16 protein-coding genes are annotated in these 15,942 nt (G+C 50.5%); 4 read left to right on the plus strand and 12 right to left on the minus strand.

Annotated elements, in window-relative coordinates; translation table 11 throughout:
• The first annotated feature begins 666 nt into the window (after positions 1–666).
• A complete protein-coding gene (locus ACTIKR_RS05055; RefSeq protein WP_442327272.1) occupies positions 667–1,344 on the plus strand; it encodes a cupin domain-containing protein in 678 nt (225 codons plus the stop codon).
• 208 nt (positions 1,345–1,552) lie between these two features.
• On the opposite strand, the gene ACTIKR_RS05060 is transcribed toward ACTIKR_RS05055, so the two are convergent.
• The 11 genes from ACTIKR_RS05060 to ACTIKR_RS05110 form a co-directional block, all read right to left on the minus strand.
• Positions 1,553–2,131: a peroxidase-related enzyme gene (locus ACTIKR_RS05060; protein ID WP_193090098.1), complete on the minus strand. Its 579-nt coding sequence runs from the start codon at positions 2,129–2,131 to the stop codon at positions 1,553–1,555.
• A 238-nt stretch (positions 2,132–2,369) separates the two neighbouring features.
• Positions 2,370–2,702 (minus strand): Dabb family protein, encoded by a 333-nt coding sequence (locus ACTIKR_RS05065; protein WP_226817267.1) that lies wholly within the window; start codon positions 2,700–2,702, stop codon positions 2,370–2,372.
• A 64-nt stretch (positions 2,703–2,766) separates the two neighbouring features.
• A complete protein-coding gene (locus ACTIKR_RS05070; RefSeq protein WP_193090100.1) occupies positions 2,767–3,546 on the minus strand; it encodes an SDR family NAD(P)-dependent oxidoreductase in 780 nt (259 codons plus the stop codon).
• A gap of 61 nt (positions 3,547–3,607) precedes the next feature.
• Complete coding sequence (locus tag ACTIKR_RS05075) at positions 3,608–4,390, minus strand: SDR family oxidoreductase (RefSeq protein ID WP_193090101.1); 783 nt, start codon at positions 4,388–4,390, stop codon at positions 3,608–3,610.
• A gap of 95 nt (positions 4,391–4,485) precedes the next feature.
• Positions 4,486–5,766: a TRAP transporter large permease gene (locus ACTIKR_RS05080; protein WP_442327273.1), complete on the minus strand. Its 1,281-nt coding sequence runs from the start codon at positions 5,764–5,766 to the stop codon at positions 4,486–4,488.
• Entirely contained in the window at positions 5,766–6,281 is a 516-nt protein-coding gene (locus tag ACTIKR_RS05085; protein ID WP_226817268.1) for a TRAP transporter small permease, read from the minus strand. The genes ACTIKR_RS05080 and ACTIKR_RS05085 overlap by 1 nt, the downstream gene beginning before the upstream one ends.
• 142 nt (positions 6,282–6,423) lie before the next feature.
• Positions 6,424–7,440 (minus strand): TRAP transporter substrate-binding protein, encoded by a 1,017-nt coding sequence (locus tag ACTIKR_RS05090; RefSeq protein WP_193090103.1) that lies wholly within the window; start codon positions 7,438–7,440, stop codon positions 6,424–6,426.
• A 47-nt stretch (positions 7,441–7,487) separates the two neighbouring features.
• Positions 7,488–7,883, minus strand: coding sequence for a cupin domain-containing protein (locus ACTIKR_RS05095; RefSeq protein WP_193090104.1), 396 nt, complete (start codon positions 7,881–7,883; stop codon positions 7,488–7,490).
• Positions 7,884–7,926: 43 nt separating this feature from the next.
• Complete coding sequence (locus ACTIKR_RS05100; protein WP_193090105.1) at positions 7,927–8,838, minus strand: fumarylacetoacetate hydrolase family protein; 912 nt, start codon at positions 8,836–8,838, stop codon at positions 7,927–7,929.
• A gap of 56 nt (positions 8,839–8,894) precedes the next feature.
• Positions 8,895–9,554, minus strand: a complete 660-nt coding sequence (locus tag ACTIKR_RS05105; protein WP_193090106.1) for a GntR family transcriptional regulator — start codon at positions 9,552–9,554, stop codon at positions 8,895–8,897.
• 623 nt (positions 9,555–10,177) lie between these two features.
• Positions 10,178–11,068, minus strand: coding sequence for a LysR family transcriptional regulator (locus ACTIKR_RS05110; protein WP_193090107.1), 891 nt, complete (start codon positions 11,066–11,068; stop codon positions 10,178–10,180).
• Positions 11,069–11,169: 101 nt separating this feature from the next.
• Between ACTIKR_RS05110 and ACTIKR_RS05115 the strand changes: the two genes are divergently transcribed.
• Positions 11,170–12,504, plus strand: coding sequence for an arylsulfatase (locus ACTIKR_RS05115; RefSeq protein ID WP_442327281.1), 1,335 nt, complete (start codon positions 11,170–11,172; stop codon positions 12,502–12,504).
• A 60-nt stretch (positions 12,505–12,564) separates the two neighbouring features.
• A complete protein-coding gene (locus tag ACTIKR_RS05120) occupies positions 12,565–13,500 on the plus strand; it encodes a Bug family tripartite tricarboxylate transporter substrate binding protein (protein WP_226817269.1) in 936 nt (311 codons plus the stop codon).
• A 261-nt stretch (positions 13,501–13,761) separates the two neighbouring features.
• On the opposite strand, the gene ACTIKR_RS05125 is transcribed toward ACTIKR_RS05120, so the two are convergent.
• Positions 13,762–14,745: a Bug family tripartite tricarboxylate transporter substrate binding protein gene (locus tag ACTIKR_RS05125; protein ID WP_193090109.1), complete on the minus strand. Its 984-nt coding sequence runs from the start codon at positions 14,743–14,745 to the stop codon at positions 13,762–13,764.
• A gap of 148 nt (positions 14,746–14,893) precedes the next feature.
• On the opposite strand from ACTIKR_RS05125, the gene ACTIKR_RS05130 reads away from it, so the two are divergent.
• Positions 14,894–15,814 (plus strand): LysR family transcriptional regulator, encoded by a 921-nt coding sequence (locus ACTIKR_RS05130; protein ID WP_193090110.1) that lies wholly within the window; start codon positions 14,894–14,896, stop codon positions 15,812–15,814.
• Positions 15,815–15,942 lie beyond the last annotated feature (128 nt).

Here is a 15,942-nt window from a genome sequence, read left to right on the forward strand (position 1 = left end):
CATGCGGTTTATAGTAGCAACGAAAGGGAGCGGATGTCCAATTTTTGTTGTTTCCCCATACCGCGGGAAAGCCTGGCTGGGAGGGTGACGTTGCAATGAGGGCGTAGCGCAGGGAGCTTGGCGTTATGCAAGTGGCTCTCGAAGCACAATGGAGCGATATCGACAATTAATAACGAGGTAGTCAATTCTGACGTCACGATTGATGGTTGCAGTGATCTCCCATGAGTGCCATCTTGATCATGAAAGCATAATCGCTGTATGTCGGGCATTCATATTCCGGCATACATTGATTTGACGATCAGCCAAGTCCTGTCCTGATAATCCTGATTCGACATTGTCCCCTGAGGTTACATTACATGTAGACGATGATAAGTTTGACAATCGATGAACAGAGCCGTGCTGCGGTAACTGCGGTGTATGATAAATACAAGCCCCGTTTTTCGAGTCGATCAGCAGAACCAAGCTGATAAAATTGCAAGTGTGTTACGAGGATGTTCAGCTGCTCCATGGTTTTGACAACTACGACACTGCGAGCGCTTATCTGTAGAGCACATTGTTCAGGAACGATGTCGTCGGTCAACTCGAACCATTGCCCGATGCCCAGCCGGTTGTCAGGATCTACGGCGTCGCTTGGCTTTTCCCATGAATATTTTTCGCCCTTGAGCTATGTTGATACATTCTAATTTTTTACAGCGTGCTGTCGTGTTGCCGCAGCACTATCAGTGGGTCGCCTCGCCGCAGCCCGGTGTGGAGCGTGTGATGCTGGATCGGGTCGGTCAAGAGAAAGCCCGGGCGACCAGCATCGTACGCTATGCGCCAGCGTCCCGTTTTCCGGGGCATCAACATCCCGGTGGCGAAGAAATCCTGGTGCTGTCAGGAACATTTTCTGACGAAAACGGCGATTACCCGGTGGGCTGGTATTTGCGTAATCCGCCTGATTCCAGTCACCAACCGTTTACCCGTGAGGGCGCCACTATATTCGTAAAGCTACGGCAAATGCCAGAAGGTGAGAGCCGCAGCGTGCGAATCAACACGCGGGAACCTTCAACCTGGATCAGGCACAGTAAGGGAGAGTCCTGCGCCTTGTTCACGGACGAGCGTGAGCGGGTGTCGCTGGAGAAGCTAGCGGCCGGCGCCCGGATCTTCAGTCAGTTTGTCGAAGGGGTGGAATTGCTGGTGCTCGAAGGAAGCCTGAATGAGGCGGCACACGAGTATGAGCAGGGTAGCTGGTTGCGTCTGCCGCCTGGCGAGTATCCGGAGTTGGTCGCCGGTCCCCAGGGCGCGAGCCTTTATCTGAAAACCGGGCATCTGGGTAAATATCTGACTGGGGTGGTATCGTCATGATGGTAGCCGGCATGGCGATTACCATGGTCGAAGGTTTCTTTATATCCCTAAGGCTGTAGCACATAAGGCGTGTTTATTACGGTTTGTCACAAGCGGTGTTAAGCAAAATCATATTTCAAAAGCATCAATAACTTAACCTTATATCCAAGCCTTAAACGCGAAAAAATTGCGTTTGTCGTGCCTTCGTTGGAAATGAGCCGGGTTCCCTTTACCGCCCAAGCGAGTAGAACTCGGCGTTGGGGCTCATGCTAGTCACATTTGCGAGGCGATTTGACATGCCGAAAAATGCTGAAATGCCGGCAATATCCCAAATGTCATCATCGGTAAAACCGTGCCGTTTCAGTGTTTCGAAGTCGGGTTCACCGACTACGTGCGCGTTTTGCGAGACCAGTATCGCGAAATCCAGCATGGCCTTCTGGCGATCAGTGATGTTGGCTTTACGATAGTTCGTAGCAATTTGATCGGCAATAAGGGGGTCTTTGGCGCGTATGCGCAAGATAGCGCCGTGAGCGATGACGCAATATTGGCATTGGTTAAGGCTGCTTGTTGCCACAACGATCATTTCACGCTCTGCTTTGGTCAGATTGCCGGGCTTTTCCATAAGCGCATCGTGATAAGCGAAGAAAGCGCGGAACTCGTCGGGCCGGTGCGCAAGCGTCAAGAAAACATTCGGAATGAATCCGGATTTTTCCTGAACCTCGAGAATCCGTGTCCGAATGTCCTCAGGCATATCCTTGAGCTCAGGGACCGGGAATCGACTGATAGCGGGTTGGTTGGCTTGCGTCATTTTTTCTCCTATTGGGAAATTTTTGATGCGATGTTTACAATTCAGGGCGGCTGATTTTCACAATGGCCTGGCATTTAACACTTTCGAGCGCCGACGATTGGGTGGTCAGCGATCATTGTTTGTGCGAGGCACTTTAGCCTGAAATTGAGCTGCTGAGTCCGGCGTTGCAGGGCTGGCTACCCTTCAGTGAATGGGTGATGCGCCGCGGGTAGCACAAAAGATGGGTCCGACCAGAGATTCACGCGTGTTCATCATTAACATTGAGGGCCTTTGAAGCGGAGGGGAGCATTCCGTCGTAGACTACGATTCGTTCGATATAGGGCTCCATGAACTGCTTCATCGCCACATGGGATGGGCAGGCTTGATAGACATCGTGTGCCGCTGAGTTGGCGAAAGCGGCACTGGTAGCGTGCGTGTAGCCCTGAGATCGATCTGCTATGTTCTCCCCAAAGTGATACATGAGCAGACCTTCGCATTCACGTTTTACGAGCGTTGTGTGATGTACTACTTGCTGAAAAAATCGGGTATCAGCCTTATTGCTAAATTGCATTAATACTATGTGCAAAAACATTGTCACCCCTTTGTTATGATGTTGGTCGTATCATGCTACTGAAAGAAGATCTGGTGGATATATCTCACATTCTTGCGAGCAAGCCACCATCAATGGTTAGAAGATGACCATTGACGAAACTTCCAGCCTGAGAGGCAAGGTAAACTGTCGCTGGAGCGATGTCTTCGGGTTGCGCCCAACGCCTCAGAGGTACGGAGTCCAATACAAAATCGTTGAATTGTTCACGCTGCTGTAGTGCGGCGGTGAAGTTCGTTTTGACAAATCCTGGGGCTAGCGCATTGCAGGTTATGCCATGTTCGCCGTACTCGACTGCGAGTGAACGCGTAAACGCTGCTAGCGCACCCTTAGAGGCAGAGTAGGCCGATATACCGGGCATTGAGGCTAGCGCGGCCACGGAAGATATAAGAATGATCCGTCCATGACCTTCGGCCATCATATGAGGAAGTACTGCGCGAGTGCAGTTAAAGGCGCCATTTACATGGACATTGAACAGGGATTGCCACGCTTCAGTGGTCTGTTCAATAACCGGCATGCGATTCTGGTTGCCCGCATTGCTTACGAGAATATTTACATGCCATCCTTCCGCAGCCAATTGGCTGCACGCATCTTGCACTGCCGCTGCGTTCGACACGTCGAAACTCGCCGCCCGCGATTCAATACCCAGAATCCTCAGCTTGGCAACAGCTTCCTCACAAGTGGCCAGCGACAGATCGTTGACGATGATTCTAGCACCGGCATTTCCCAAGCTGTAGGCAATGGCATACCCGAGTCCTGTCCCTGCGCCTGTGATCAGCGCAGTGTACCCTTCAAGGCCAAATGTTGCTTTTAGATAATCGAGGCTCATTGACCGTCTCCTTTAATTGATTTGATATTCATGTGAAAAAACGGGGTTGATTCCGTCATTCTTACTTTAATGCCTGTACGCCTGCGCAGATGTTCATGCTCTGGCCGGTCACGCTACGCCCGGCGGGAGAGGCAAGAAACAGTGCTGTGTCTGCGATATGTTCCATGGGTACCATCCGATGCAAAGCCACATTCTCCAAAATCTCGGCGCGCATTTGAGCTTCTGGAATACTTTTGACAAGCGCCTTGGCAGAAACCACTTTATTGACTCTTTCGCTTTCAACGATGCCGGGTAATATGGCATTCACGGTGATGTCATGCTCGCCCAACTCAATGGCAAGGCTTTGAGTCATCCCTATGACTGCCCATTTTGAAGCAGCGTAGGCGCAGCGCAAAGGATATCCGATGCGCCCCGCTACAGAACTCAGATTGATGATAGTGGCTCGGTTCGATTCTTTGAGGGAGCCGATGGCACGGCGAGAGCATAGAAACTGACTGCGCACATTGACGGCCATTGTGCGGTCCCATTCGTCGATGGCTATTTTTTCGATGCCGGCTGTCGGACCGGCAATTCCCGCGTTATTGATCAAAACATCCAGCCCACCCATTGCATGTAGGGCGTGGTCAAACCAGGAATTTACTTCATCGGGGTCGGAGACATCAGCCTTGAACATGCCAAAGTTCGGGGCCACGTCACGAAGCGTACTCAGAGCCGTGTCGGATATATCGCAAATGTGAACTTGCGCGCCCGCGGTATCGAATGCCCGGGCAATGGCAAGCCCGATGCCCGACGCACCGGCTGAGACCATTACACGAGCTCCTTTCAAGGTAATAGGTTTCTTCATGTGAGTCCTCTATGATTACTTTCACACTTTTCAGTTCATCCAAACTTTGGATTTAAAATAGTCGCTCATGGGGTATTTATGGCGTGGTGATTAGCCTATTGCATAATCCATCGATATGGGGTCAGCACTAACTGAGGAAATATTACGAGTAGCAGTAGCACAATACATTGCGCAAGCAGGAATGGCCATACTCCAGCAATCAGTTCCACCATTCTTGCCTTGGTGGCGCCTGCCACGACATTGAGCACTGCTCCGACCGGTGGCGTAATCAATCCAATCGAGCAAGCCAACATGAAGATGATGCCAAAATATACGGGATCAATTCCGCTAGCCACCGCCGCGGGCAACAGAACAGGTACAAGGATTAGGACGATTGGAATCATGTCCATCGCTGTTCCGATCAAGATAATCAGCCCAACGATGACTAGCATCATCAACGTGGGAGAGTGTTTGAAGGGCTCCACAAGGGACGTTACCTGCTGCGGTAAGCCCGCAATGGTGATCATCCAGCCCGAGACGAGCGCAGCAGCGACCAGAAAAATCACCATAGCGCTCATCTTGGCAGATTCCAAGAACACCTTGTATAGCTGGGGAATTCGCAATTCTCGGTATATACACGTCGCGACAAATAGAGCATATACTGCTGCGACTACGCCAGCTTCCGTTGGGGTGAAAACACCGAAGCGCAGACCTACGATAATAATGACCGGTAGCAAAAGCGCCCAAAAACTTTCAACTAAAGTGCGCATAATGTCCTTGCGCTCAACTCGCGGCAAGGGTTGTGTATTCTCTGTTCGAGAAACCAAAAACCAGGTAACTGATAGGGACAATCCCATTAGAATGCCGGGCACGATTCCGGCCATAAATAGTCCGGTAATTGAAATATTGCCCGTGACACCAATCAAGACCAAGCCAATCGAAGGCGGAATGACCAGAGCAATAATGCCCGATGAGGCGACTAATCCGCCTGAGCGACCTTTCGAATGGCCCGCTTTCATCATCATGGGCACTAGCAGTGTCGACAGCGCGGCAGCATCGGCCGCAGCCGAACCAGAAAGGCTTGCTAGTATGCAAGCGGCCAGTATCGTGACGTATCCCAAGCCACCTTTGATATGGCCAACGAGTGCCAACGCCAGATTGACGATGCGTCCTGATAACCCGCCAGCATTCATGATCGCACCAGCAAGCATGAAGAACGGTACTGCCATCAAGGGAAAGCTATCCGCACCATTCAGGAGATTCTGCGCAACTATTTGGGCGTCATAAAAATCCAGATGATACATTAAGGCAACGCCTGTTAATATCAGAGCATAAGCGACTGGCAGACCAATCGCCAGGCCAGCAAATAGTACAAAGACAAATATCGCAAGCGTCATTATTCAGCCCCTGAGCTATGGTTGGTGATTACTGCATCCAGTTCGCTTGCTGGTGTCTTGAGAAGTACTATCAACTGATATATCAAGATAATCCCCGTCGACAGAGCAAATACTACGCCTACACCGAAGAACCAGCCTTGGGAAAGACCGGTGGCCGGCGCACTGGCACCCATATTCAAGATGGTTTGCTCCACGCTACCGACCAAGATCAACCAGGTAGCGTAAATCATCAACGCCGAAGCGACAATTAGGCATAGTTTGCGCATACTTGGGTTCAATGCTTGAATGACAAGGTCCACGCCTAGGTGAGACCGATCATGAAGCACTAGAATTGATCCTAGAAAAGTGAGCCAGACAAAGCACCAACGTGCGAGCTCCTCAGATACGGGCAGCCCGGTATTAAATGCATAACGCATGACAACATTGGAAAATACCATCACCACCATCGCAGCGAGGCAGGCAACGATGATGAACTTCAATAGTGTGAAGTAAGCTAGTATTAATTTTGACATCATGATGTCCTAGAATAAATAGCCACGAGGCTTTTGCTCAAATGAAACTGAACAAACACGAGTCTGACCATCTCGCCAAGTGGTTTGATAAATAGTCGTAAAACGGCCGCTGCGATGTCAACCATCAGCGGCGGTATGCTTGTTATTATTGTGCTCGAATCTGCTGAATTGTATCGAGTGTCTTGTCGACTAGCTCAGCGCCTAATTCGGTCTTGTATTTTTCCATCACTGGAGCCGTTGCTTCGATCATGCGGATCCGTTCCGCCGGCGCGATGGTATTGAACTGCAAACCTGCTGCGATGAGTTCTTTTACCACTCCTTTTTCCATTTCGCGGCTGACTTTACGGTGGTAAGCTTGCGACTCGGAGCACGCTTCTCGCAATACAGTTTGCTCTTCAGGATCAAGGCGATCCCAGAAGCGCTTGCTTGCCATAACCACGGCGGGAAGAAATACGTGATTTGTTTCGGTCAAGTAATTCTGAATTTCCTGATATCCGCTACTCTTAGTGACAAGATAAGCACTTTCCTGACCGTCAATCGCCTTGCTTTCCAGCGCCGAGTAGGTTTCTGGATACGGAAGTGGCAGTGGGTTGGCGCCTAACGCCTTGAATGTGTCGATATATATGCGGTTCTGCAACGTGCGTAGTTTCAGCCCATTGAAGTCCTCGAGCGTCTTAATGGGATGCTTGCTGTTGGTTACCTGCCGAAAACCGTAGTCCCAATAACACAAGCCAACTAAGTTTTTGGTTGAAAATGTGTCGAGTAGACTCTGTCCGACAGGCCCGTCGGTTACTGCATCTGCTTCTTTAACCGATTGAAATAGAAAGGGCAGATCGAAAATGCCCAGCTCTTTTACGTTGTTCGCAGCGCCCGCCGTGGATACGACCGTCAACTCGATAATTCCACCCTGAGCTGAAGACATCGCCTGAAGCTCATTGCCTAGCTGCGCATCTGCGTAACCCACGATTTTGAATTTTCCATCTGTCTTTTTGTTTACGATATCTATGAACTTGTTGGTCGCCATACCAACTGGGTTTGTCTGACTGACGGGGTAGCTAAATTTGGCCTTGCGTTCCTTGAACTCTGCAGACGCCTGACTTGAAACGGCTGCGAACAATACCGACGCTACAGTCGTGACGATAGTTTTCATATTGAACGACATAGAATGTCTCCTCTTTATAATTTGAAGATGCAATGTGGGAAGTAGTGCTACTTCAGTTCCTGTCCAGCCAGCGAGCCTTCGAGAAATTTGTTTGGTTTGAGAAAAAATGACAACACTAACGCACCATCAGGCGAGCGAGCAATATGACGATTGCCTTTTGGTCGCCAAACGTAATTTCCTGCAAGCACTTCACCTTCGTCATCAACAATACTTCCGCTTAGAACATAGGTCTGCTCAATTTCTATGTGTTCATGCAAAGGCAGCACTGTGCCAGGCTTCCAACGGAAGAGCGCTGTCAATAGACCGGTTTCGGGAATATCTAGCAGTATTTTCATGTCGATTCCGGGGGTAGGTGTTGGCTTCCACGGAAGTGACTCGACATCAAGATAGCGGGAGGCGAGATCACCGCTCGCATAGGGTAAGAGGTCTTTAGGCAAAGTCATATAGTTTCTCCTTTATTTCGGTAAAAGCGCACGAGCCTGATGATCAATCGGATATGGTGTTTGTGAGCGTTCCCACGTGTTGAACCGAAGCTGACACAACATCGCCAGTCTTTAAACAGGAAGGCGGTGTCATTGCGAACCCGACACCTTTGGGGGTGCCTGTCGCGATCACATCGCCCGGTTCCAGTGTCATTCCCGCAGAGAGCTGTTCGATGATTGCTTCTATGCTGAAAATCATTGATGAGGTGTTGTCGGACTGGCGAAGTTCGCCATTCAATGTGAGTGATACATCGAGGTTGTTTGCGTTGTCGATGGCTGAATGATGAACGACGACTGGCCCCATTGGACAAGTCGTATCCAGGCTTTTTCCTTTGAGCCATTGGCCATGGAGCTGCTGCAGGTTGCGCGCTGTAATGTCGTTGACGATCGTATAACCAAAGACATGCTTCAAAGCATCGTTTCGGCTAATATTTTTTCCGCGCGTGCCTATGACGATGGCCAATTCGACCTCATAATCCAGCGTGTCGGTCAGCTTGGCATATCTGCAAACGTTCGCACGATGGCCCACTACTGCAGTCGGAGGTTTTGAAAAAAATTCGATAGCTTCCGGAAACGCATCGGCAGGGCGACCGCGCGCCAGGTTGCCCTCGATTATATGGTCGCGATAATTGCGCCCCACACAGAAAACGTTCTTGGTCATCTTAAGTGGGGGAAGCACCTGAACATCATCCAGGAGTCTCATTTGAATGTCCGGAACCCCTTTGTTCAGGCAATTTTGAATGATGTCTGTCCCTTTATCTCCGAGCATTATCAACTCGTTGATACACGTGGGAATTTTGGCCAAACCGTGATCTGGGAATAAACCGAGTAGCTCAGCCAAAGCAATGACCTTGTTATCACCTAGTAGCAATCCTAGCCGGGGCTGACCATAGTCAATAAAAATTAAGAATTTCATTTAAAGTTCGATAAAAATGCACATAGATGGCGGGTGGATTAATTGGCGCTTGTGTTCTACGAATCAGCAAGTGCCCGTACAAACGCGGTGTGAAGGGCTCGTACATGCGCGCGGGCAAGCTTTTCGGCGAGTTCGGCATCCCGTAGGGCGATAGCATCGATGATAGCCATGTGCTCACGCAATGAATCACTGCTGCGACGCAAACGCTTAATAGTCTGCCGACGATACGTGGTCTGGCGATGGCCGAAGGCTGCCCATACTCGTTCGAGCAAGCGATTGTTAGCCAGCGCCATTATCTCTTTGTGAAAAATTACATTGGCCTGGGCATAGGCATCGGCAGCGCTCTCGGGCCCCTCGTCTCCGAGGAATGGCTCGAACAAAGCACGCAGCCGTTCCACGTCTCGCTGCGAGGAGTTGAGCGCAGCTTCGCTCGCGGCAAAACCCTCAAGCGTCTCGCGTAGTCTTAGCCACTCGACATACTCATCGTCTGTAGTCGGAATCAATAAAGCGCCCCGCCCGGGGCGCAGGCTGACCAAACCGGTGCTTTCGAGCCTAATCAGCGCTTCTCGAACGGGGGTCCGACTAACGCCTAATTGATTCGCAAGATCCTCTTCCCGAACGCGAATGGGCTCGGTAATATCCTTCAGCATGTCATTTAACAAGGCGTTTACCTCGTCATAGACAGATTGATTGGCCTTTTTTTCTATTCTATCCATAGGTTTTGTATACAAAATAAATATATCGTACGCAAAGTTTAGTTTTGTATAAAATAAATGACTACTGGGGTATACGCGTAATTTGGGATATTTTGAGAATTATCTTCATGGTTGGACTTATTTTTTTGTCTATAGCGCATTGCGACGTCTCGAGGCTGATTGTCAATCAATCAGCTTGCATTAGCGTACTAGGCCGAAACGTAACGGATATTTAAAGAAGCTAAGTCGATTTGCTGATCAGCTTTAGTCTCAGGGATCATGAAGAAGCTGTGAGAGCTTATAGAATGTTACTGAGCAACGATGGGATATTTTTCGGGATGGGTATTGTCATACCGACATCGATTCAACCCCGTGACTGGTGATCCTGCATACGACGAAATTGAAGCGCTTCTTGCATTAAAGCCCGCCAAACACGAGCCCAGCATTGTTCCAGAGGGCGAGGAAAATGGCGTAGATTCACCCATGCCAGTCGATTTAGATCGTCCACATTTTGTGGGAAAGTACGAGAAAATCCTTGTGAGCAACGCGGGGCATCATCTTCCACAGGAAGTTCCTAAGCCATATGCCGACGCAGTCATGCGCTTGCTACCATAAGTCAAGCGGTAATAACAGTAGTGGCTGCTTCAGATGCAGTGTTCCACCGCATCTCTGAAGCCTTCCATTAAGGGGGTCCAATGCGCGCCTTTTCGGGAGAGCAGGCAGAGTTTTCTGCGTTGCGGCAATGCGATTGGGAGCGCCGCAACACCCGAACCCATGTCTCGCTGGAGTAAGGATTCGGGAGCAAATGAGATAAAGTCTGTGCTCGCAACGATATCCAGAATACCCCGTGATACGAGTGGCACTTCCAAAGCGACCCGCGGCTCGTTCAGCCCTTGCTCGTTAAGCCAGTGCAGCAAGGCTTGCCGCGCTGAAGAACCCACTAATGGCACGATCCAGCCATACGCCTGAAGTTCGGCAATGTGAAGCGTAGGCGTATCAAATACAGGATGGTGCGTGCTTGCAACGATCTTCATCGTATCTTGCATCAATACTTTATGATCCAGCTCCGCAATGCTGTCGCCATAGATCGGAGCAATGACCAGATCCAGATCCCCGTGTTTTACCTGCTCAAATAGCGCATCCGATAGTCCGGTTGTCAATGATACCTTGAGGGCAGGGCGCTTGGGCATGAGCCATTGCAGTGCAGGGGCGACAATGTTATCCAGCGTAATTGCGGTGGCGCCAATTCTTAACATTCCTGCTGCACCCGTCTGCAAGGCGCTCGTATTTTGCAAGGCATCCTGATATTGCGCATAAAGAAGTCTTGCATGGTCTACAAAAGCCCGGCCTGACGCATTAAGCCATATGCGGCGTGACGAACGTTCAAATAGCGTCAGACCGGTTTCCTTTTCCAGTCTGCTCAACGATTTGGATAGGGCGGATTGCGTCACGCCATGCACTGCCGCGGCCCGACCCATATGTCCGGACTCGGCCAGGGTTAGAAAGTACTCGATGTCGCGGAAACTTAAATTCATAAATAATATTCATCGATATATGTGGAACTGGAATCAAATTGTACGAGACTGGTCCTACACTTGAAAGATATTTTGTCAAACAATCATTTTTTGAGGTACAGATGCCGGATTCCTCGCCGAATATCGTATTAATCGTTGCCGATAACCTCGGTTGGGGCGAGCTGGGCTGCTATGGCGGTGGTGCGTTGCGTGGAGCCCCCACGCCCAATATTGATCGTCTCGCGACGCAGGGCATGTTGCTGCATAACTTTAATGTTGAAAGCGATTGCGTACCGACCCGTTCGGCGTTGATGAGTGGACGTCATCCGATCCGGACTGGCTGTTTGCAATCAGTTCCTGCCGGGCTGCCTCAAGGGCTGAACCGAAATGAAATAACGCTGGCGCAATTATTGAGTGACCAAGGCTACGCCACAGCGCATTTTGGCAAGTGGCATCTGGGTGACTGCCCGGGACGCTATCCAAGTGATCGCGGTTTCGATGAGTGGTACGGTATTCCTCGTACGACCGATGAAAGTCAGTTTACGTCGACCGTTGGCTTTGATCCGACAGTCGTCGATTTGCCCTACATTATGCAAGGGCAGAAAAACGGCCCTACCGATAACGTCAAAGTATACGATTTGGAAACGAGACGAGAGATCGACGCGGAGCTGGTTGAAAAGTCTATTCATTTTATGAAGCGTAACACGGAGGATAACAGGGCTTTTTTTCTCTATCTTCCAATGGTCCATCTTCACTTTCCCACGCTGCCACATCGCGATTTTGCGGGCCGCACCAATGCCGGCGACTTTGCAGATGCAATGGTTGAAATGGATCATCGAGTCGGGCAAATTGATGCCGCTGTGCAGCAGCTCGGAATCGCAGAGAACACGGTTTTCATTTTTTGCAGCGATAATGGTCCCGAATTTCGTCGCCCCTATCGCGGAACGGCAGGCCCCTGGAGCGGAACCTATCATACGGCCATGGAAGGTAGTTTGCGCGTGCCATTTATTATCCGATGGCCTGGGCGCGTGAAAGCTGGCTGCACAACCAACGAAATCGTTCATGTGACTGATTTGTATGCCACGTTAGCTGCAATCGCGGGAGCCGGCTTGCCGACGGATCGACCGATAGATGGCGTAGATCAAACAGCGTTTTTTACAGGGAAACAAAAGGCATCGTGTCGGGAAGGTTTTTTGTTTTATATAAAAAACGAGCTTCGCGCAGTGAAATGGAGACATTGGAAACTGCATTTTTATTGGGAACCCGAAGTCAATAAAGGCGAAGGAAAACTGGAGTCGCCTTATTTATTCAATCTGCTCTCAGACCCCAAAGAAGAAACGGACGTGCTGATATTTAACACCTGGGTATTGGGGCCGATGCTAAAAATGGTTAACGTGTTCAATGAAAGTGCGAAAACGTATCCCCATACTTTGCCCGGTACGCCGGATTCACAATAATCATCCATCAAGTTGGGTCACATGAATATTCCAAAAAAATGTGTATTTTTAGCAGCAGCAATGCTGGTGCAGAGCCATATCTCGCTTGCGGCGACACCAGAGGCCGAAGCAAGTTGGCCGCAGCGACCCGTGCGGTGGATCGTAGGCTTCGCGCCCGGCGGCACGGCAGATATTCTGACGCGTATTGCAGCCGAACAGTTGGCGAAAAAGCTTGGAAAAAGCGTTGTTGTAGAAAACCGACCCGGTGCATCGGGCTCACTGGCATTGAACCTGGTTGCCAACAGCCGGCCGGATGATACGCTGCTTATTACTGTTCCCGGCCCCATTATCTTTCCGCGTGAAGAACCGGGTATCGGTAAAGGGCTGGATCCCGTGATCATGCTTGCAGAAGGTCCAATGATTATTGTGGGCCCCGCTTCCAACCCACAGCATAGTTTCGCTGACGTTATAGCAAATGCAAAACAAAACCCGCATAAATGGAATTATGCGACTTCAGGCACTGGCACCTCGCAACATCTGGCCGGAGAAATGATCAACCAGCTCGCCGGCACGCAAATGGTGCAGGTACCCTATAAAGGAGGCGGACAAGCAGTATCCGATGTTGTTGGTGCACAGGTGCCGCTTGCGATACTTGGCCCCACACCGGTACTACCTCATATCTCGTCGGGCGCGTTGCAAGCCTATGCGGTGACCACAACTTACCGTTTGCCATCGTTAAAGAACGTGCCGACAGTGGCCGAGGCGGGCATTGACGGGTACGACGCGAGCCAGTGGTTTGCCCTGGCAACCACAAAGGGCGTGTCACCGCAACGGATCGAACGGCTTAACGGATATCTTGCTGATATCGTTAAGACCCAGAAGTTTGGAGAAGCTGTAACCGCCGCTGGAATGAAAATTGCGCCGGGATCTCCAGAGGGCTTGCTCAAGTTTGTACAGACCGACCGCGATAAATGGACGAATCTGGTAAAGCAACGGGGTTTGAAAATAGGGCAGTGATCATACTGTGCCCAAATCCGTAAATTTAAAAAAAGACGGAAATGCTGGGGTTCAATGATGCGGCTGCATTTCGAAAAGCCTTGAAACGATGGACGGGAAAAGGGCCAGCCCAGTTTCGGCGATAGCGACACCGTTGATGTATTTGACTTTCAATAGGCTGTGTGTACATACAAGGACCCCGATCGATATAACAAACGGCAATACTTTGTTGAGTTATAAATTAATACTCAATCAAGTACTCGATTTCTGCCGGGAAAAAATTCACGTTCCCTTTATGCCAGCCGCTTTGATTACCTGAGTCCATTTTCGCGTTTCGGCATCAATGAATTCGCCGAACTGGGCGGCGGTACTTTGCCGGGGTTCCAGCCCCAGTGCTGACAGCTTTTGCTGTATGTCTGGATCAGACAACGCCCGATTGATCTGCTCATCCAGTCGTTTCACAATATCTGCAGGTACAGCAGCCGGGGCCATGAATCCATACCAGCCGGATGCAACGACATCCGATAACCCCTGTTCACTCAGCGGGGCCGCTGCGGGATAAATTGCACTAGGCGTGGTAGAGGCTACGCCAAGCACACGCAAGCTTCCGCTGCGGATGTGCGGAAGTGCGGCCGTGATTGCGGTCAGCGTCGCGTCAATTCGTCCCCCGGCTAGTAAATCGGTATAAGCAGCAACATCGCCGCGATATTGAACGGTAAGTCCCTTTACTTTTGCATTGCGAAAGAGTAGTTCGCTGGCCAGGTGAGGTAACGAGCCATAGCCTGGAGAACCAAAAGTCAAACCCTTGGATTGCGCTTTTCCGTAGCTGATCAAATCCTTGACAGAACCTATCGATGTTTTTGCATTGACAACCAAAAAAAGTGGTGCTACTGCGGTCATGGCGACAGGTTGCAGATCCTTGCGCGGATCATATTGCAGCGGTCCATACAGTGCTTCCAGCGTTGCGTAGGGCGCCGCAGCATACAAAATGGTGTATCCGTCATTCGGTGCATGTGCGACGAAGCTATTGCCAACCCGCGTTCCGGCCCCGGTTTTGTTCTCGACAATAAAAGCCTGTCCCAGATGCCGTGCAAGATAGTCGCCAATCATTCGCGCGGACAGATCATTAGGGCCACCAACTCCATAGGGTGAGACAATTTTAACCGGACGTGACGGCCAGTCTTCCCGGGAAAATGCCCGTGGAGCGAGGCCGCTGCAGATACCCGCAACAGCCGTTCCCAACAACATGCGTCGATTTATTCCCATTATTGTCTCCTGGTTATTTGAATCGTTGTACCGCTGGCGGGTCGCCTGACAAGCAGGGCAGGCGCAGACCTGCTGATATAATAGGTCGCCGGCTCTATACGGACAAGCTTGATTTTCTTTTCAATTTAAAGGCCTGGGTTATAAATCCATGTATGATTCCGAACCGAAGCGACGCGCCTCTACGCCGGAAATCACGCTCCGTCAGTTGCGTGCATTCCTTGCCGTTCTTGAATCCGGCAGTTTTTCAGAGGCCGCCAGTACAATGCATTTGTCGCAGGCGGCACTCAGCGGTCTGGTCAAGGAGCTGGAAAGCCGATTGGGCGTACGTCTGCTGGATCGTGATACGCGCAATGTTAGCGCATCGCCAGTAGGTGTCGCATTTGAACCCCTGGTGCGTCGACTGCTTGGTAATTTGGAAGAGGCCCTGGAGAGTGTTACTAACCTCAAGGAGTTGCGCAGGGGCGTGGTACGCGTTGCCGCGCCGGAGCCTTTATCCTGTACGTTGCTTCCTGAGCTCATCGCTCGCTATGAGAAACAGAATCCGGGTATTGACGTCCGATTTGAAGATGTGCCCATCGAACAGGTATTGTCTCGTCTGCATAGCGGCAGTGCAGACATCGGATTTGGGCCGGAAGGCGTGCCGGTTGACGAGGCTATACAAGCTCATATGGTCAGGGCCGATCCGCTATGGGTAGCCTTACGACGGGATGATCCGTTAGCGGCAAACAAATCGGTATGCTGGAAGGAACTGAGCAACAGGCCACTCATCAACTATATGCCTAACCTCACCGTAAACGTATTGAGCAACGTACCACAACGACACCATCCTCCCAGAATTATTTCCGTGCATCGCGTCAATACTGCGCTTTCCATGTTGCGGGTTCGCCATGGCTACGTGATCTGTCCATCGATGGCCCGAGATCTGGCAGAGGGATTTGGCTTGACGTTTCGTCCGTTATCACAACCTACTGTCACTTGGCGTATCGCAGTCTTCGCTAGGCACCGGTCATCATTGTCTCCGGCGGTGGAGAGCTTTCTTGATTTCACCCTGAATACACCATCGGCGTGATTGACCTTACCCCTTGTGCAAGATGAACATACAATGCCTGGCTTTCGCCAGTTTTGTAGATCAAAAGCTCAATACCAATTAATAATTTATTATTATAAAACTATCATAAATTACAGTTTGTCTTATAA

It is taken from the genome of Advenella sp. (genome assembly GCF_052108595.1).
Taxonomy (GTDB): domain Bacteria; phylum Pseudomonadota; class Gammaproteobacteria; order Burkholderiales; family Burkholderiaceae_B; genus Advenella.

What these genes read in the sequence shown, in the direction of transcription:
- ACTIKR_RS05055 (WP_442327272.1), top strand. Translation starts at nt 667, where the DNA reads ATGTTGATACATTCTAATTTTTTACAGCGTGCTGTCGTGTTGCCGCAG.
- ACTIKR_RS05060 (WP_193090098.1), bottom strand. Translation starts at nt 2,131, where the DNA reads ATGACGCAAGCCAACCAACCCGCTATCAGTCGATTCCCGGTCCCTGAG.
- ACTIKR_RS05065 (WP_226817267.1), bottom strand. Translation starts at nt 2,702, where the DNA reads ATGTTTTTGCACATAGTATTAATGCAATTTAGCAATAAGGCTGATACC.
- ACTIKR_RS05070 (WP_193090100.1), bottom strand. Translation starts at nt 3,546, where the DNA reads ATGAGCCTCGATTATCTAAAAGCAACATTTGGCCTTGAAGGGTACACT.
- ACTIKR_RS05075 (WP_193090101.1), bottom strand. Translation starts at nt 4,390, where the DNA reads ATGAAGAAACCTATTACCTTGAAAGGAGCTCGTGTAATGGTCTCAGCC.
- ACTIKR_RS05080 (WP_442327273.1), bottom strand. Translation starts at nt 5,766, where the DNA reads ATGACGCTTGCGATATTTGTCTTTGTACTATTTGCTGGCCTGGCGATT.
- ACTIKR_RS05085 (WP_226817268.1), bottom strand. Translation starts at nt 6,281, where the DNA reads ATGATGTCAAAATTAATACTAGCTTACTTCACACTATTGAAGTTCATC.
- ACTIKR_RS05090 (WP_193090103.1), bottom strand. Translation starts at nt 7,440, where the DNA reads ATGTCGTTCAATATGAAAACTATCGTCACGACTGTAGCGTCGGTATTG.
- ACTIKR_RS05095 (WP_193090104.1), bottom strand. Translation starts at nt 7,883, where the DNA reads ATGACTTTGCCTAAAGACCTCTTACCCTATGCGAGCGGTGATCTCGCC.
- ACTIKR_RS05100 (WP_193090105.1), bottom strand. Translation starts at nt 8,838, where the DNA reads ATGAAATTCTTAATTTTTATTGACTATGGTCAGCCCCGGCTAGGATTG.
- ACTIKR_RS05105 (WP_193090106.1), bottom strand. Translation starts at nt 9,554, where the DNA reads ATGGATAGAATAGAAAAAAAGGCCAATCAATCTGTCTATGACGAGGTA.
- ACTIKR_RS05110 (WP_193090107.1), bottom strand. Translation starts at nt 11,068, where the DNA reads ATGAATTTAAGTTTCCGCGACATCGAGTACTTTCTAACCCTGGCCGAG.
- ACTIKR_RS05115 (WP_442327281.1), top strand. Translation starts at nt 11,170, where the DNA reads ATGCCGGATTCCTCGCCGAATATCGTATTAATCGTTGCCGATAACCTC.
- ACTIKR_RS05120 (WP_226817269.1), top strand. Translation starts at nt 12,565, where the DNA reads ATGCTGGTGCAGAGCCATATCTCGCTTGCGGCGACACCAGAGGCCGAA.
- ACTIKR_RS05125 (WP_193090109.1), bottom strand. Translation starts at nt 14,745, where the DNA reads ATGGGAATAAATCGACGCATGTTGTTGGGAACGGCTGTTGCGGGTATC.
- ACTIKR_RS05130 (WP_193090110.1), top strand. Translation starts at nt 14,894, where the DNA reads ATGTATGATTCCGAACCGAAGCGACGCGCCTCTACGCCGGAAATCACG.